This window comes from Polycladomyces zharkentensis (assembly GCF_016938855.1).
Taxonomy (GTDB): domain Bacteria; phylum Bacillota; class Bacilli; order Thermoactinomycetales; family JIR-001; genus Polycladomyces; species Polycladomyces zharkentensis.
This window is the reverse complement of record NZ_JAFHAP010000007.1, coordinates 19,053-35,381: the sequence shown is the minus strand read 5'-3', so window position 1 is coordinate 35,381 and position 16,329 is coordinate 19,053. Positions and strand designations below refer to the sequence as shown.

The window sequence follows — 16,329 nt, the reverse complement described above, 5'->3', positions numbered from 1 at the left end:
CCCCACCCCGTTGTCAGGTTACTTTCCATTTGCCCGAACCGGCTCGTATGGTACGGGTTGCGGAACCGGCAAAAACGGGTTGTCGCTTCAACGACAACACTTCATGGGCGACTTGCTGCATGGTCTTTCTCTCGTTCATCGCCGTCTGCCGCAAATAATGGTAGGCTTGCTCCTCCGTCCATCTCCGCTCGTCCATCAGCTTCCCCTTGGCCCGATCAATCACGGCCCGTTGGGCCAGACGGCGTTCCAACTGTTGGATGCGCTTTTGCCAAGCGGCTCGTTCCTTCGCTTGGTACACGCCTTGCCGAATCGCCCAAACAGCATGGCGAACGTCCATCGTCGTCGCGATCACAGCGGACGGACGGCGGTCTTCATCCCATTCATCCGCCCGTGGCAGTCCCCCTCGATCCAACATCAACACCCACGGGCATTTTTCCGAAACCGCCGTCACCCGACGTTTCCATCCTTCCGACGGATAAACCAACATGACCGCATCGGGAACACCGGTTTCCAACGCCTTTTCATCCACGGCGGTGATGGAAAGCCCCGCCCGGCGCAGACTGTCCACATAAGCACCTGCCGACATCGTAAACGGCTGCTCATGCAACACCCAGATATTCAACGGGAGGGCACACTCCTTTATGTCAGTTTTTTTACACAAAATTCGGTATGGCTTTATTGTAACGAATTACTCCCCGATTCCGCAAGTCCTATATGTAAGTTTTTTTAACATACAACTCCAATAAAACAAGCCTTCGTTCAGTTTCCATTATATTATGTCATATTTTCTGACGTAAATGCACAAAAAAAACCTCGTTGATGATTCAACGAGGTTTTTGTCTGGTGGAGCTGAGCGGGATCGAACCGCTGACCTCCTGCGTGCAAGGCAGGCGCTCTCCCAGCTGAGCTACAGCCCCATATAACAGATCAATTGACGACAGGGATTATTGTACACGGGTCCATGGAAAAAGTCAAGCATCATTTTTCAGGTGGCCGTTTTCCCGTAAACGACTTTTGAGCGTTTGCGTTACAGAAGCGAGAGGAAAAACGGCGCACCTGACATTCGCGGGTGTTGGACTGCTTTGCCGGCATGCTCACCGTTGGACCGTTGGTCCTATGGCTGGATCGGTTGCACATCTTCCAACTGGATCGGGTCCATTTCCAACGGCGGCGTTTTCACGTAGACGGCCGCAAACGACCCGGCGGCGAATGCCAAAGCAAACGCGGCGACGACCAACACGATGAAAACGCCGCGGATGAACCAACGCTTTTTCATGACGATTTTTTCCCTCCCGCAGGTTTTGATGCCGGTTTGGACTGCGGCATCTTTTGGGCTTTCTCCATCGCCCGCTTGACCAACTTGTTGGTGGGATCGATTTTGGCGGCCTTTTGAAGCCATTTGATTGCATCAACCGGTTGGTTCATCGCCATGAGCACGACGCCTTTTTGATAGTGGTACCAAGCCTGCCGTGGATCAATACGGATCGCCGATTCCGCGCTTTTGAGCGCGCGTTTGAAATTGCCGGCATAATATTGGGCAATCGATTCATAGTAGTAAGCCTGGGCGAATCGTTTTTTTAGCTCTTGGGCACGGTCGAACTGCTCGGCCGCTTTTTTGGCCAGTTCTTTCATTTCTTTTTGTTTTTCCTCCGCCGCCATCGTTTGATCCCGCGCGACCCGCTCCCGTTTTTGCAAATACAACGTCCCCAATGTGATCCGGTAACGCTCGTTCCGTTTGTTCAGACGGATCGCGTCGCGCACTTCCTCGATCGCCGGATCGATCTGTCCCATTTTCCCGAGAAACACTGCACGATCGTGATGATACAGACTGACGTCCTTGTTTTGGTAAATGGCATATTGCAACTGGGTGACTGCTTTGGCATAATCCCCCATCGCTCCGTATATCCGCCCCTGATGGTACAAAAAGCGATCGTTGGCGGTATTCATTTTGACCGCTTGATCGATTGCGCTTTTCGCCTGCGGCAAATCTCCCGCCCGATAAGCATGGACGGCCCAAGCATCGTACACGGTCGCATCGCGGAAACGCGCAGCGGCCAGGGACAGAAGCCGTTTCCCGCTGGTATAATCTTCCACAACTCCGTACAGGTTGGCCAGATGCAGGTAATATTCCTTGACATCGGGAGCCGCGGCAATGGCTTGTTTGGCCAGCCCGATCGCTTGATCATACTGCTTGCGGTCATACGCTGCCGTAGATTGATGGTAATACAGCGTCGCCTGCTTCGGATCGGGATCGATCTCCCTGCCCAACGCCTTGGCCAATGCCTGATCGTCGGGACTGTCCGACGATGAACCGAAAAGGGCAAACGCAGTGTAGCCAAGTACCGTCACGACGATCAGCGCGGCTGCCGACATCAGTGCCATACGGAACGGTCCCCGCTTCCACAATGGCATCCGCGGTGGTTCCGTATCGCTGCCGACTGCCGCCTCTTCCCGGAAAGAAGAGGACGGCTCTGTTGATAGAGGCGTCTGTGCCGGTGTCGACCAACGGCCGGTTGCCCCAGCAGTTTCCGATGAATGGGGATCAGGCGAGTTTGTCACCGTGGTCGGCTGAGGCGCCTGAGATCCGGCGACGAACTCCTCATCCTGCCGGGACAAGGCATCCCATGCTTCCATCAGGTTGGGGCGAGCCGACGGATCAGCGGACAACGCCCGCGTTACAAGATCCACCCACACCCCCGGGATGCCGGGTGTCGATTGGGTCCAACCGTTTACCGGTTCACCCTCCGTATACGGCCGTCCGGTCAACACATGAAACGACAAACACGCCCAGTCGCGCATCGCCTCACGCTCCGTCCAGCCGCCGAATCTTGGCAGGAGGTCGGCCGGACCGCCATATAACAATCTCGGTTCTCTTTGCGGCGTGATGATGATGTTCAGCGGATGAATCACTGCCATTTGCCCCGATTCCGCCATCCGACGCATCTGCATCAGCAGTTTTTTCAGCAAATCGGCGGCATCTGCAAACGGCATGCGTCCTTGCGCCAACCGATGGGCGAGCAGATCTCCTTCCACCCGCCGATATACTTGATACAATACCCCGTCTTCGATGAACACTTCCTGTACCGGGAAAAAGACGGTATCATCCCGGTCCAACAGACGCTCCACCTTGGCAAGCGGCGGAAGCAAACGGGCATTCAACCCATGAACAAACCGTGTGGATCGCCCCGGTGACGCAGGTGCTGATACGTAATACAAGACACCCTCCACAAAAGGAAACGCATGGATCACTTCATAACAACCGCGAATGGTTTCCCCTTGCCGTTTCATATCCATCATCGCTTCTTGCCCCTTCAACCGACTTTGGACATCACATCATCCATCACCATGACGTGTGATGCGGCATATTGTCCGCTTCACTCAAAAGGAAATGGTACGCGGACCCGAATTCCGCGCATTCCTGATCCATGATCAGTCGAGCTTGGCAACTACAACAGCATGCGTTCCCATCCAAATAAACCTTCCGGTTCCCCTTCGATCATGGCCGTCACCTTATGAAAAAAACGGGCCATCTCCTCGATCGTGGGGCGTTGTTCCGGATTGAAGGACAGGGTGCGCATGATCCAATCTTCCAGCTCTTCCGGCACATCTTCCCGAAACTGACGAATGGGAGCAGGGTTCAGCGAAAATGCTGTCGGACTGTTGCCTGTAAACATCGTGTATGCCAAGGCGCCGACCGTAAACGCATCATACGGATCTTCACGCCGCCGGCCATCCGCGGACGGTTGCGGATGAAGTCCTCCTTTGGGCAACAAGCCCGCAGGGCCGCCGTATATGAAACGAACCGCTCCGCCCGGGGCCAAAAGTACGTTTTGCGGATGGACCATCGTAAACTGATCGTGGTCATACAGGCGCAACAAATGACCTGTGATCCGCCTCAAAATCCACATGGCCTGTTCCAACGGCAACGGCAACGCATGGTACAAATAGTGAGCGAGCAGCGTCCCCTCCAACTTGCGATATACCTGATACAGGACACCGTCTTCGATGAACACTTCCTGCACCGGAAAAAACGCATCTTCATCCCGCATCAGCAACTTTTCCAGGTCACGTCCGCTTTCTCCGTGAAAAGCACGGGCATCCAGCGCGTGAACAAACCGCGTTCGAACCGGTTCCCCTCCGGATTCCGCCTCATTCCGGTTGCGATATGCCGTGTAATAAAGAACCCCCTGTACAAAGGGGAATGCATGGATCACTTCATACGACTCCCGTATCCACTCACCTTTCTCTTTCATCCGCATTTTGTTTCGATCACCTTTCCTGCCGGGGTCGTGTGAATGAAAGAAAAACGACTCAACGCATGCTCAAAATATATGAAGTCCAATCATCATTGGTTCTTGACCAACGCAGACATTCGCCTTTCTTATTCTATCATGAACGGGTTTTTCTGGATAGACGAAACCCTTCCTTTTCCCCGCACCTTTCTTCACATTTTTCGGTTTTTCCTTTGTTTTTTCCATACATCTCTTGCATAAATGGCTGTCAGAAAGCCCATGGCGACCATAGGAGTACGCTTGTGGCATTTGAATTGCGGGACGAAAGACAGCTTTGCCGCTATCCCCTTCACGGGGATTGTCAGGGTAAGTAAAAACGGAAGCCACCCCCTGTTGTCCGGAGGTGGCATGAATGTTCAATGTCCACAGGCACGATTTCCCGGTTCGCTCCACTGTCCCTGCAAAAACAATAACCAAAGCCGGAGCACAGGACGCGGGCAATTCGCTTGAACGAAGCATACTCGCCCTTGTTCTTCGTTTTCAGTTCCCCTACTCGGGGGCTCAGGTCGTCACTCACCAGGGAAAACATCGCCCCGGACATGCTCCAGGTCCATCACAACGTCATCCCATCATCGACCGCCGCTTGGCTCCGTTTCCTCCTTTTTTCAGGAAAAAGGCCAATGCGAGAATGGCGATGGTAATCCACATGGTCACCCAAAACACGTCATCCATCGCCTGTACCATGGCGCGGGCCTGAATCTGCCCCATCAACAGACCCATGGCAGATGCCTTGGCCTGGAACAGCGGCTGGCCCATCGAGACAAACATATTTTGGAGTTGCCGCAACGTCTCATTCGCTTGCGGCGAAAACAGCGAAAACTGTTCAGCTCCCACCGCCGCATGATACGCCTGGCGATGTGACAACAGCAGCGTTGCCCACGCGATCCCGAACGAAGCACTGACCTGGCGGAACGTATTGTTGATGGCTGTGGCCTGCCCCACTTTTTCGTCGGGCACCGCGTTCATCCCGGCCGTGGTCACGGGCATCATCAACAGGGAGACGCCGATGCCCCGAAGCACCATCCACCAGACAAGTGTCGAATGGGGCGTGTTCACATCAAGAAAATGGTTCAGATAGAGCGAATACGCCGTCAGACACAAACCGATCACTGCCAGCCAGCGCGCCCCGATCCGATCGAAAAGAAAGCCGGCGATCGGCATCATCAGCCCCGTCACCAACGCTTGGGGCAACAGCAGCAACCCGGTGTCGACCGGGGATAATCCCGAGATATTCTGCAAAAACAGGGGGATCATGAACAACGGCACAAACAGGACGATACTGCTGATGCTGACAATCGCCAGTGATACCGTAAAAGCACCGTTGCGGATCAATTTCAAATCCAGCATCGGATGATCGATGTTCCACTCAATCAGGACGAACACAACCAGCGACACGATGGCCACCGCCAAAAATCCGAGCACTTCCGGGTCGGTCCATCCTCTGTCCGGTACAATTCCCAATGCGTACAGCAAAGTGGAAAATCCCAGCGTCGAGGTGAGAAATCCCCACAAGTCGAACTTTTGCCGGGCACCGTGAGCCAACTCCTTCATCAGCAACATCGCCAGAAAAAGGTCGACGATGCCGATCGGTACGTTGATGTAGAAGATCAGCCGCCAATTGAGGTATTCCGTCAAATATCCGCTCAGTGTCGGCCCCACCGCGGGCGCGAACATGATGGCGATTCCGAAAAAGCCCATCGCCGTCCCGCGCCGTTCCGGCGGGAACATCCGGAAAATCATCGCCATCGACACCGGCATCAATGCTCCGCCGCCAAGCCCTTGAATGATGCGAAACAGGATCATCGACGGGTTGCTCCAAGCCAACCCGCAAAGAAACGACCCAACGGTAAACAGGATCAGCGCAAGCAAAAAGACGCGCTTGTATCCGAACCGATCGCTGACAAATCCGGTGACGGGCACGAGCGTCCCCACCACCAGCGTATATGCGGTGATCACCCACTGAATGTCCGACGTATCCACGCCGAATTCCGCCATCATGCTGGGCAATGCCACGTTGACGACGCTCATGTCCAATACGGCCATGAAAACGGCGATGATCAGCACCGCTGTTACTAATAGTCGGTTTTCCTCACCTCCGTTTTCACGATGTTCTGTCGGCGGGTTCGGGATGTGGTCAGCCATGGCAAACCCTCCTTTCTGTCAGGGATGGTACCGGGATCATTTCTCAATTTTGACGTCCGCGTTCAGCCCCGGGACCAATCGGGCACCAGCGTATCCATCCAACGAGATTTTGACCGGGATGCGTTGCACCACTTCCGTATAATTGCTCCCGGCGTTGATGTTGGGCATCATCGAGAAAGTGGACTCGGTTCCCAGTCCGATCTGTTCCACCTTGCCTGTAAACTTTTGATCCGGGAAGGCATCGATCGAGATTTTCACCGCATTTCCCTGTTGGACATCCTGAATTTTGGTCTCATCCACCTCAGCGACCACGTACAGATGATTCAGATCCGTGGTCATCGCAAGCGGCGTGCCCGGTGACACCAAATCACCCGTCTCGGATTTGGATTGGATCACGGTTCCGGCCTGGGGTGCAGTGACATCCACGGTTTTCGGCGCTTCGCCCGGTTGTGCCGGCGATGCCTGAATCCGGGCCACCACATCCCCCTTGTTCACATATTGACCCTCTTTCACTTTCCACTCCGTGATCTTGCCGGCAACAGGTGCGTGAATCATCGTCAGGTTCCCTTGCACTTTGGCGTCATCCACCAGGACGTAATTTTGCACTTCATTCATGTAGTACAACGCAGCGGCGCCCCCGCCGAGAACAACGACGGAAAACACAATCATAATGGCGATCATCTTTTTCATCCGAAAATCCCTCCTTGCTCACAATTGGTTGACCATTTTTTCGAGGAGGCGGAAGAACTCCCGTTCTTCCTCCCGGGTCAATGCGCTCAACATCTTCTCCCATACCTGGTGCCGCTTCTTCACCAACCGCAGGATGAGCGATCGCCCCTCCCCGGTCAACTCCACCCACACGACTCGCCGATCTTTCTCATCCCGCGAACGCAGGATGAGCCCCTCTTTCTCCAAACGGTTCAACGCGAGGGTGGTCGCACCCGAGGAGAGATTCACTTCCTGGGCCAGATCATTCACCTTGCACTTCTTCATCCGCAACAAACTGTTTAACAGCAGAAATTTCTGCGGCGTGATCTCATCCTCCAATGCGGCATCGAAGGAACGGGCCATACGCAGCAGCATTTTGCTCAACCGCTCCATACACGGTCTTTCTTTTGAATCCATTCGCCCGCATCTCCTCGTTCATATCTTTCTGTCAAAACATCTTTATTATAAAGAGATTAACGAGATCAAACAATCCCTTTTCTGTCTCCGCTTTTTCCCATTCATCCACCTTTTCGTGAACCCTTGTTTCCCACATAGTGAAGTCACCCACCGGAGAAAGCGTTCCCTCTACGGTCAACTTGCGTCGTTTCTGCCACGTTCGACGTTCCTTTCAACATAAAAAAGGCTTGGCAACCACGCGCCACAACCTGACGACGCACCATTGCCGAGCCGTTTGCTCCCATCATGGACGCTTCGGTGTTTCTTTGATGATGCCCCATCTCTGACTCATTTCTTCCCGACATTCTGAAATGCCTGATAACCGCCGGAGAGCATCCATTTCTCTTCTTCCATCCGGTACTTCTTCATCTTTGTCACCGGAGCTGTTTTTGCAATACCTTGTCCTGCTCTTTGTTTTGTTTCTCCAAAATGGCATCCTGCAATTCATTTTGATGTTTCAGAACCCGGTCCTGCAATTGGCTGCTCGTTTCCAAAATATATTCACCCAACATCACATCACGGTGCAAGATCATATCCCCCACATCCGGGATAAACCCCCGTTTGCCGTCCAGATAATTTTTTGCGTCCCACAATCGATTGATCTCCTGATCCTTCAAGTTATAAAATTCATTCGAAATCTTGCTCAACTCGTCATATTTCCGGCTCCCTTCCTTCCCCACCTTGTCGTAGTTTTCGTTGCCCCACCGGCTCCATTCGTCGTACAGCCGGTTATACTCCGCGTCAAACGCCTCTTCCAACTCCGTTTGGTTGTCCACCGTGGCGAATGTGCCGCCGCCCGCGTCCGATACCGCCTTCAACGCGCGTTGCCCCGCATCATCCACATCAAACCCGATGATGTTGACCACGGCCTGGATGTTGGATGCGTGCAATGACCGCGCCGCCGCCACGGGATCACCGCCGCAGGTTTCCACGCCGTCGCTCACCACGTAGACGATGTTGGTCGCCCCTTCACCGCCGCGGCTCGCAAAATCCCGCTGGGCATCCTGTATCGCTTTGGCGAGCGGAGTCCAACCGCCCGGTTTCAGCCCGTTCAGTGCCTGCTGCATACGCTTCTCATCATACCGGCCGGAGGAATAGAGCACCTCGCTGCTTTGGCAGGAAAGTGCCTTGTCCTTGGGCTGGTTGGTTCCTTTGTGTCCGTAGACGCGAAGCGAGACGTTTGCCCCTTCCGGGAATTTGGCGGCAAACTCCTTTACTGCCTTTTTGGCCAAATCCAATTTGACGCCGCCCGGCACCTTCCCCGCCATGCTTCCGCTGTCGTCCAAAAGGATGACCACATTCATCCGTTTTCCCTCAGGCAGGGCCGCCAGTTTCGCCTCTTTGGGCATGGGCGTCGTTTTCGTCTCGATGTAAGCTTTGAAATGATCGTATTTTTTCACATAAGGACGGTAATCATTGGCCAGGAGGACGATGAGTTTGTCATAGATCTCCTCCGGTGTCGCGTTGGCAGGGATTTTGTCCAGCTCTTTTTCCACCTTGGCCCGGTCATAACGGTCGTCACCGTATTTCCCCGGACCCACCAGCGCCATGGCGCGGGCATCCCCTCTTTTCAACAACTCGGACGGCTTCACCGACAGATCCATCATCGGCTGCGCTTTCGGCTTCGGCGTTTGTGCCTGTTTCGGCGCCGGTTTGTCCGCCCACAGCGGAAGCGAACATCCGCCGGCCAATGCCAGCACCACGATCCAGGACAACCATTTTCCCAACCGCACGTTTTCCACACTCCCTTTGTCAAGCTGCTGATCCGGGTGATTGAACCGGGCGTGTCCGGCGAATCCGTTCGTACGCTTCAATCAGAGGAAATGGCCCGCGAATGAATGTCCGCGCTTTCCGGTTCCCAGACACGCCCTCTATCCCAAACCACAACTTCCAAGGTTCGACAACATTGATTGTATACATTCCCTATTTACAAGAAAACCCACGCTTTTGGCTGAAAAACTACCTTTCCCGACAGGTTAGACCAAAAGAATTAGACAAAATCCTACAAAAATAGTTCCCGAACCATGTCGAAAGGGGTTGACGAACGGCGGAAAATATTGATAAAAATAGAACGATTGATACAGTTACCGAGGTGATGGCATCCAGTGAAACGTTTGTGGCTCGTCCTTATGATTTTTGTCATGGCGATCTTCTCCACCGGTTGCTCCACCGTTATCTCTATGGCACAACAGGCGATTGAGGCCCAACAACAAGCCAAGCAACAGCCGGCAGCCAAAAAGGAACAGGACAAGCCCAAAAAAGAGCAGGAACAACAGCAGAATGACGACGACCTGTCCGACATCGCCCAGGCGCCCAACAACCAAGACGAGGATTCCTCTCTCGACTCCGGTGATTCTTCTGATCAGGGGGAGCCGGAAGATAAAAACATCCATGTGGACGGGCGTACTTGGACACCGGTCGATGTTCACGCACAAAATGACGGCAACGTGCGGGTCCTGTACGTGCCGGAAGGGCAATCGGCGGACGACTGGACGGAAGCGATCACCATCGACATTCACAAAGGTCTCCAAAACGAGGCGACCGTCAACGATTACGCCACCGAAATGCGCAATTCGGTCAACGAACAAGTCCGCAACGGCGGCAAGGTCACTTGGCGTACGTTGTCCGAAACACAGGACGATCTGATGTACGAATTCATCATTGAAAACGACGGCTACCAGGACAATCAGCATGAAATCAGCCGTGTAGTGGCCACGGATGAGGAAATCATAGCCCTCCACTATACCAACAAACTGAGCGTGCCGTTGTCGGAGGACGAACGGCAAAAATGGATCCAGATCCTGCAGGAAGAAGATCCGAACGGAGACTCGTCCGGCGATTCCACGGACGGTTCAACCACGGATGATTCGTCCGATTCCGATAGTGGCGACACGTTGTAAGTCGTATGAAAAAACCCGTTGCCCAAGGAGGGTAACGGGTTTTTTGCCAGTGACACCGGTCCGCCGCTTGGAACCAGGGAAGCGAGACACGTGCTAAAATGACCGGACACAATTACCTCGGATCATCCCAGATGGATGAAACGATTTTTGCAATCCTTCTTTCACGACAGTGACCGGATGGTCTTCTTCCATAACTCATTGATCACATCGGTCACATGGATTCCTTTGATCCGTTCATTGATGAATTCGTTGTAATCACCAACCTCATCAAACCCATCGTCAGCTTGATAGACATGTTTTACATTGCGGACCCCCTTGACCAACAGGGATTTCCCCTTTTCCCGGTCACCTTGATTCACATAGAACAAGCCCAAGGATATATGATTCAATACATGTCCCGGATAGACCACAATCGATCTTTTCAATGCATTTTCGTATTCGTGCCACATTTCCTTCGACTCATAATACCAAGCCTTGGCATATTCCAACATCGATTGTTCCTCTGGATCATTTGTTTGGATAGAATGGAGTTCTTGAAACACATCCTCGTCTACTTCCCGATAGATGATATCCTGGATGCGGGCCAATATGAATAACGCCTCCAAACAACCCGGACCGATCCGGATTGCCCTCTTTAAACAATGGATGCTTTTATCATAATCGGCAATTGGGGGTTCAAAAACCGTGATCGCCAACCGCATCCATGCTTCGATGCATTCCGGATCAACCTCAAGATACCGTTCCAAAACCTTTTCTGTCTCCTCTTTTCCGCCATCTCCCTTGTAACATTTCCTGATTTGTTCCATCACATCAGGATTCACTGATCATCCTCCTGTTTTTCGGGTTATCCATTTCGCAAGGTTGACCAATTGACCTGGACAGGGGGTTTGATCATGATATTTACCACCGGGTACGACCCATCCGTTACAAACTTACTTTCCGGGATCGATTTTTTCATTCTCTACAACCTGTAATTGAGTACCTCACTTGTAACCCACCCTCAATAGCAATTACTGGCTCAACATATTTCGGTTTGCAGGAATCTTTCCATTGCATGTACCGCGACAAGCAACCTGATCTCTTTTGGACTCTGACACCTCATCACGGCCCATCACCATCTTGCGGTTCAGATTTGATCGGCTCCGTCTCAAAAAACCGATCGACCATACTCATTCGGTATTTCAAATGGCCCATTCTGCATCATGCATTTTTCTTCCCAAGATTTATTATTATGATAAACAAAAATATTGACATCACAAAAACATTTCTTTACACTAAAAACAAGGGTCGAAAATAAGATGAGAGGGTTATCCTTGACTCCGAAAAATTTTTGGAGCGTTCCCGGTCCCTTCGTTCATCACTCGTCCTTTTGAAACATTGAGGGCCGAAGATCAAGGGTTACCGTTATTTGTGGGCAAAGGCGAGATTACTCGTCACGTGGGTTCGAATCCCACCGGATTGATCCCTTGGTCACTCCTTGCCCTCTTTGTACATTTCCTCGAAATATTGCACGGATGAACCAGACTTCCGTATCTCATTTTGTGATGATCCTTCAACACGAGTCCTTCTCCATCCATGGACGGGTGGTCGAGTTGGTAAGACACCAGATCAGTATATCCCTTGTCCGATCACTTATCCGAAAGGGTCGAAGGATGGAGGGTTATCGTTCAATCTGGGGAACGCGGGTTCGAATCCCGCCCCGTCCAACAAAAAGAAACGGCTCAAGGGAACGTTGCTCCGATTCCCTTGAGCCGCTCCTTATCACCGCTGGACACACACGGTAGCTTTACCGTTTTATTTTTTGCCCGGAAGGGCCGGAGGTGTTCAGAATGTACAAATTTTTCACTGATTCGCTGAAGTCCACTCCGCAAACGAAACCCATCCCGGGAAAACGGATGGTTCAGGGGCGTTCCGGAGGTTATGCATTTGAAGCGGGCACCTGGGCGATGGTACGTCGCTGCCTGATCACGGGAACGGCGAGCGGGGCCTATTATGCCGATCACCACGAATTGACCGAAGACTTTGTGAACACATTGAAGCTGGCCATCGAGGAAGACCCGCGAAGAGTGGCGGAAGAGATCGTCTATGCATCCGACGGCCGGTCCGTCAACAACAGTGCGCCTCTGCTCGCACTCGTCCTGCTCTCGATGGGAAGCAAACCGGAAGCCAAACAGGCGTTTCTGGACATTTTCCCTGAAGTGGTCCGAACAGCCAGCCATTTTTATGAATGGCTCGCCTACTCCAAAGCACTGCGCGGATTCGGGAAGATCGTTCGCAAAGCGGGAAACGCGTGGTTGTCCCGAAACGACGTAAAAGGTCTCGCCTACCAACTGCTCAAATACCGGCAGCGGCACGGTTTCTCCAATCGGGATGTATTGCGACTGTTCCATGTCCATCCGCCGACAGCCGATCATCAGCGCCTGTTTGAGTGGATCGTAAAGGGATGGGACACACTGCCCGAGCAACCGCCATCCGAAGCACTCTCGCAAATCTGGTGGTATGAATGGTTGAAGCGGAATCCCGACCAAACCCACAAAGCCATCCGCGAAGGCAGGCTGACCCATGAAATGGCAGCCCCGGTCGGTATCATGGATAAAAAAGCGTGGCAACTGCTGTTTGAAGGCATGCCGATCACCGCGTTGCTTCGCAATCTCGGCTCCTTGACCGAAATCGGCGTCCTTCGTGCAGATGAAACGGCCAACCTGGACAGGGTGGAAGCCGTCCTCAACAACAAAGAATATTTGCGGAAAGGGCGCATCCACCCGATTGACGTGCTGAGGGCGCTCAAAACCTATCAATCAGGAGGGCAGATCGGCCGGAGCCAAAAAACATGGGAACCGGTACCGAGAATCGTGGAGATTCTGGACCGGGCGGTGGAGCTGTCTTTTGAAGTGCAGGAGCCGACCGGAAAGGTATTCATGCATGCGGTGGATGTTTCCGGCTCGATGAGTTACTATCAAGTTGCTTCCGTCGGACTATCCTGCAGTGAAATCGCAACGGCGATGGCACTGGTCACTGCCAAAGCGGAGAAAAACTACATGATACGCGGGTTTTCCGACGAGTTCCGTGACTTGGACATCACCGCCAAGGACAGTTTCGCTTCCGCTCTCCAAAAGACAACCAACCAAACCTTCGGTGCCACGGATGCTTCCGTCGCATACGATTGGATGATCCAAAACCGGTTCCACGCCGACGTGATCTGTTTCTGGACCGACAGCGAATCCTGGGCCGGCGACCGTCATCCCAGCCAGGCTCTGGCGGAGTATCGGCGCAGGGTAAATCCGGACATCAAGGCGATTTATGTGACGCTGACACCCTATCAAATCACGCTGGTCGACCCGGATGATCCGAACTCCTGGGATCTCGGCGGTTTTGACCCAAGCCATCCGCGATTGATTCAGATGATCGCAAACGGGGAGATCTAATGCACACAGGGGTAAAACTATCATCATTCCCGAAAAAAGCCACCGGGTTCACCGGCGGCTTTTTTTCTCAAAATCGGACAGGCAACCGCAGCAATCCTCTCATGAGGAAATCCTCACGCCATGGAAGGGATGACTCATCCAAATCAAGACGCAGGTCCGGCAAACGGTCGAGGAGGCGGGAAATGGCGATTTGCCCCTCCAACCTGGCGAGGGGAGCCCCCAGACAATAGTGGATACCCTTGCCGAAAGCGATATGGGGATTGGGATCGCGCGTGATGTCAAAGACGTCGGGATCGGAAAAACGGCGTTCATCCCGGTTGGCGGAACCGATGGCAACCAAAACCAGATCCCCGTGGCGAAACGGGTGGCCTTCAAAGGAAAAATCCTCCCCGACCCACCGGTTGGTCGACATCTCCACAGGGCTGTAGTAACGCAGGATTTCCTCCACCGCAGTCGTGATCCGTTGTGGTTCCCTTCGTAAAAGTGCCATCTGTTCCGGATGTTGCAACAAGGCGAGAACACCGTTTCCAATCAGGTTGACGGTGGTTTCATGTCCCGCGATGATGAGCAAAAACACCATGGAGTAAAGTTCCTTCTCACTGAGACGATCCCCTTGCTCTTCCGCCGCCAACAAGCCGCTGATCAGGTCTTCCCGCGGATTGCGTCGGCGTTCTTCAAAAAGCCTTCCCAGATAGTCTTGGAAGTCCTTCATCCGGGAACGGATCGCTTCGAACCTCTCCGGGCGGTTGATTGTGGAAATCACCGCATTGGACCACTCCCGAAACCGATCGCGGTCTTCCCGCGGAACACCCAGCATATCGCTGATGACGATGATGGGCAGAGGAAATGCGTAATCCCGGATCAAATCCGCCTCGCGGCCCGGTGCACCGGCAATCTTGTCCAACAGATCTTCTGCGATCTCTTCAATGCGTTCCCTGAGCTGTTCAATCATCCTGGGGGTGAAAGCCTGTTGCACCAGATTGCGGAGCCGTGTATGATCCGGCGGGTCGGATGTGAGCATATGATGTACAAATACTTCCATTTCTTTGGGACGGCGGCGTAATATTTCTTTATCCTGGAATCGTTCCACATTTTTGAGCAATCGTTTCTCTGTCAGTGCCGCTTGGGCCTCATCATAGCGGACGATGAGCCAGGCCGGTTCGTCCCAGGGCATCCGAATCCGGTGAATCGCCCCCCTTTCTCGCAGTTCCCGATAAGCCTTCCAGGCATTGGACTTGAATTCGGGCGAAAAAAAATCCACTGTCAACAAGCTTGCGTGATCGGACATTTCCATTACTCCTCTCGAAGTCGTTGCTCTTTTTGAGTTCTACGTTATTGAAAAAATTCCTTCTCTAAAGTTTTATGATGATCATGGTTTGAAAATGGTTGTTCGCAAAAGTATAGACACCCAATAATCTTCCATAAATCTCCTTGTGAATCAGCTGGAAAAACGTCCTCCGCGAGTTCCGGAGGCGATATTTTGTTTCGTAAAACGCGACATGGATTTTTTTATCAATAATCATATTTTTTGTGTAAAATCCAGTCATCTTCCAGAGTATTTTCCACGCAACGATTCGGGGTTGAAATCAAGATTTCATTCTTGAGGCATGAATCGATAAACTGTCCCAAGATGTCACCCATCTCCATTAACCAACATTGGAAATCTTCATTTTCAATTTATCATCTCCCATTGGTTTATGTCCCATATAATGCATGGTAAAGAACAGACAATGGATCAAAATCAACTCATAACGGATCTCCAACAGGCGTCTATTCAGGTGGTTATTGGATTTTTGAAATGGAATCGATCCAGACCCGGAGATCAATATCAAGAGCAGGTTGCCACAAAAAGAGCGTTATCTGCCGGGGCGTTTATTCTTTGGCGATGAACTCCACCGTCACCGGTTGATTCCTGACTTCCACAATCCTTTTCTGCTCTTGATACGAGATTTCATATTTCCGGCCAAGGGTAAGCTGACGAACCAATTCTCCTTTTTGATTCGTGTGGATGGCCATTGGAATCACGCCTACTTCTTCTTTTTGAAGCTCTTTTGGGATGATTGGCGTAATCCCAACCACTGAATGGGAAAGCGGTTGCCCCTGCGTATTCTTCACTTTGATGACAACAGGTACCGTCTTCTTTTCCTCCTGAGCACATCCCATCATCAGCATCAAGCTCATGCAAAGAATCCAAAAAACTCTCATAATTCACCCTTCCCCTTATGATAGTTTTATTTTACCCTTAATTTCGATTTATTTATAAATAAGACCAACCGATCGGATTCGGGGATTGTGCATACTTAGCAATACAATATCTAATGACAAAAAAAGAGCAGGCATCATGCCCGCTCTGTGACCACGAATCACACATAGCCCACTTATTCCCCATCCAAGAAACTTTCTATC

At 52.3% G+C, this 16,329-nt stretch carries 14 protein-coding genes and 2 tRNA genes; 3 read left to right on the top strand and 13 right to left on the bottom strand.

Annotated features, from left to right (window positions below; all coding sequences use genetic code 11):
• Window positions 1-13: 13 nt before the first annotated feature.
• The 10 genes from JQC72_RS06780 to JQC72_RS06735 all read right to left on the bottom strand — a co-directional run bounded on the left by JQC72_RS06780 (window position 14) and on the right by JQC72_RS06735 (window position 9,331).
• Window positions 14-622 carry an ANTAR domain-containing response regulator gene (locus JQC72_RS06780; protein ID WP_205494053.1) on the bottom strand — a complete coding sequence of 203 codons (609 nt, stop codon included), beginning with the start codon at window positions 620-622 and terminating at the stop codon, window positions 14-16.
• A gap of 219 nt (window positions 623-841) precedes the next feature.
• A tRNA-Ala gene (locus tag JQC72_RS06775) sits at window positions 842-917 on the bottom strand.
• Window positions 918-1,114: 197 nt separating this feature from the next.
• Window positions 1,115-1,276, bottom strand: coding sequence for a hypothetical protein (locus tag JQC72_RS06770; protein ID WP_205494052.1), 162 nt, complete (start codon window positions 1,274-1,276; stop codon window positions 1,115-1,117).
• Window positions 1,273-3,297 (bottom strand): tetratricopeptide repeat protein, encoded by a 2,025-nt coding sequence (locus tag JQC72_RS06765; RefSeq protein ID WP_205494051.1) that lies wholly within the window; start codon window positions 3,295-3,297, stop codon window positions 1,273-1,275. The genes JQC72_RS06770 and JQC72_RS06765 overlap by 4 nt, the downstream gene beginning before the upstream one ends.
• A gap of 149 nt (window positions 3,298-3,446) precedes the next feature.
• Window positions 3,447-4,259, bottom strand: coding sequence for a protein kinase family protein (locus JQC72_RS06760; protein ID WP_205494043.1), 813 nt, complete (start codon window positions 4,257-4,259; stop codon window positions 3,447-3,449).
• A 63-nt stretch (window positions 4,260-4,322) separates the two neighbouring features.
• On the bottom strand, window positions 4,323-4,751 hold the full coding sequence (locus JQC72_RS06755; RefSeq protein ID WP_205494041.1) for a hypothetical protein: 429 nt from the start codon (window positions 4,749-4,751) through the stop codon (window positions 4,323-4,325).
• Between the two features lie 102 nt (window positions 4,752-4,853).
• Window positions 4,854-6,434, bottom strand: a complete 1,581-nt coding sequence (locus JQC72_RS06750) for a DHA2 family efflux MFS transporter permease subunit (protein WP_205494039.1) — start codon at window positions 6,432-6,434, stop codon at window positions 4,854-4,856.
• 36 nt (window positions 6,435-6,470) lie between these two features.
• Entirely contained in the window at window positions 6,471-7,124 is a 654-nt protein-coding gene (locus JQC72_RS06745) for an HlyD family secretion protein (protein ID WP_205494030.1), read from the bottom strand.
• 18 nt (window positions 7,125-7,142) lie between these two features.
• Window positions 7,143-7,559 carry a MarR family winged helix-turn-helix transcriptional regulator gene (locus JQC72_RS06740; protein ID WP_205494028.1) on the bottom strand — a complete coding sequence of 139 codons (417 nt, stop codon included), beginning with the start codon at window positions 7,557-7,559 and terminating at the stop codon, window positions 7,143-7,145.
• A gap of 413 nt (window positions 7,560-7,972) precedes the next feature.
• The gene (locus tag JQC72_RS06735) at window positions 7,973-9,331 is read right to left on the bottom strand and encodes a vWA domain-containing protein (RefSeq protein ID WP_205494026.1); all 1,359 of its coding nucleotides are present in this window, start codon (window positions 9,329-9,331) and stop codon (window positions 7,973-7,975) included.
• Between the two features lie 372 nt (window positions 9,332-9,703).
• Between JQC72_RS06735 and JQC72_RS06730 the strand changes: the two genes are divergently transcribed.
• Window positions 9,704-10,498: an HI_0983 family protein gene (locus tag JQC72_RS06730; RefSeq protein ID WP_205494024.1), complete on the top strand. Its 795-nt coding sequence runs from the start codon at window positions 9,704-9,706 to the stop codon at window positions 10,496-10,498.
• Window positions 10,499-10,659: 161 nt separating this feature from the next.
• Here JQC72_RS06730 and JQC72_RS06725 read toward each other — a convergent pair whose 3' ends face one another.
• Window positions 10,660-11,319, bottom strand: a complete 660-nt coding sequence (locus JQC72_RS06725) for a tetratricopeptide repeat protein (RefSeq protein WP_205494022.1) — start codon at window positions 11,317-11,319, stop codon at window positions 10,660-10,662.
• A 756-nt stretch (window positions 11,320-12,075) separates the two neighbouring features.
• Between JQC72_RS06725 and JQC72_RS06720 the strand changes: the two genes are divergently transcribed.
• Both JQC72_RS06720 and JQC72_RS06715 read left to right on the top strand, forming a co-directional pair.
• Window positions 12,076-12,204, top strand: a tRNA-OTHER gene (locus JQC72_RS06720).
• A 123-nt stretch (window positions 12,205-12,327) separates the two neighbouring features.
• On the top strand, window positions 12,328-13,923 hold the full coding sequence (locus tag JQC72_RS06715; protein WP_205494020.1) for a TROVE domain-containing protein: 1,596 nt from the start codon (window positions 12,328-12,330) through the stop codon (window positions 13,921-13,923).
• 67 nt (window positions 13,924-13,990) lie between these two features.
• Here JQC72_RS06715 and JQC72_RS06710 read toward each other — a convergent pair whose 3' ends face one another.
• Both JQC72_RS06710 and JQC72_RS06705 read right to left on the bottom strand, forming a co-directional pair.
• Complete coding sequence (locus JQC72_RS06710) at window positions 13,991-15,211, bottom strand: cytochrome P450 family protein (protein WP_205494018.1); 1,221 nt, start codon at window positions 15,209-15,211, stop codon at window positions 13,991-13,993.
• Between the two features lie 584 nt (window positions 15,212-15,795).
• Window positions 15,796-16,104: a hypothetical protein gene (locus JQC72_RS06705; RefSeq protein WP_205494017.1), complete on the bottom strand. Its 309-nt coding sequence runs from the start codon at window positions 16,102-16,104 to the stop codon at window positions 15,796-15,798.
• Window positions 16,105-16,329 lie beyond the last annotated feature (225 nt).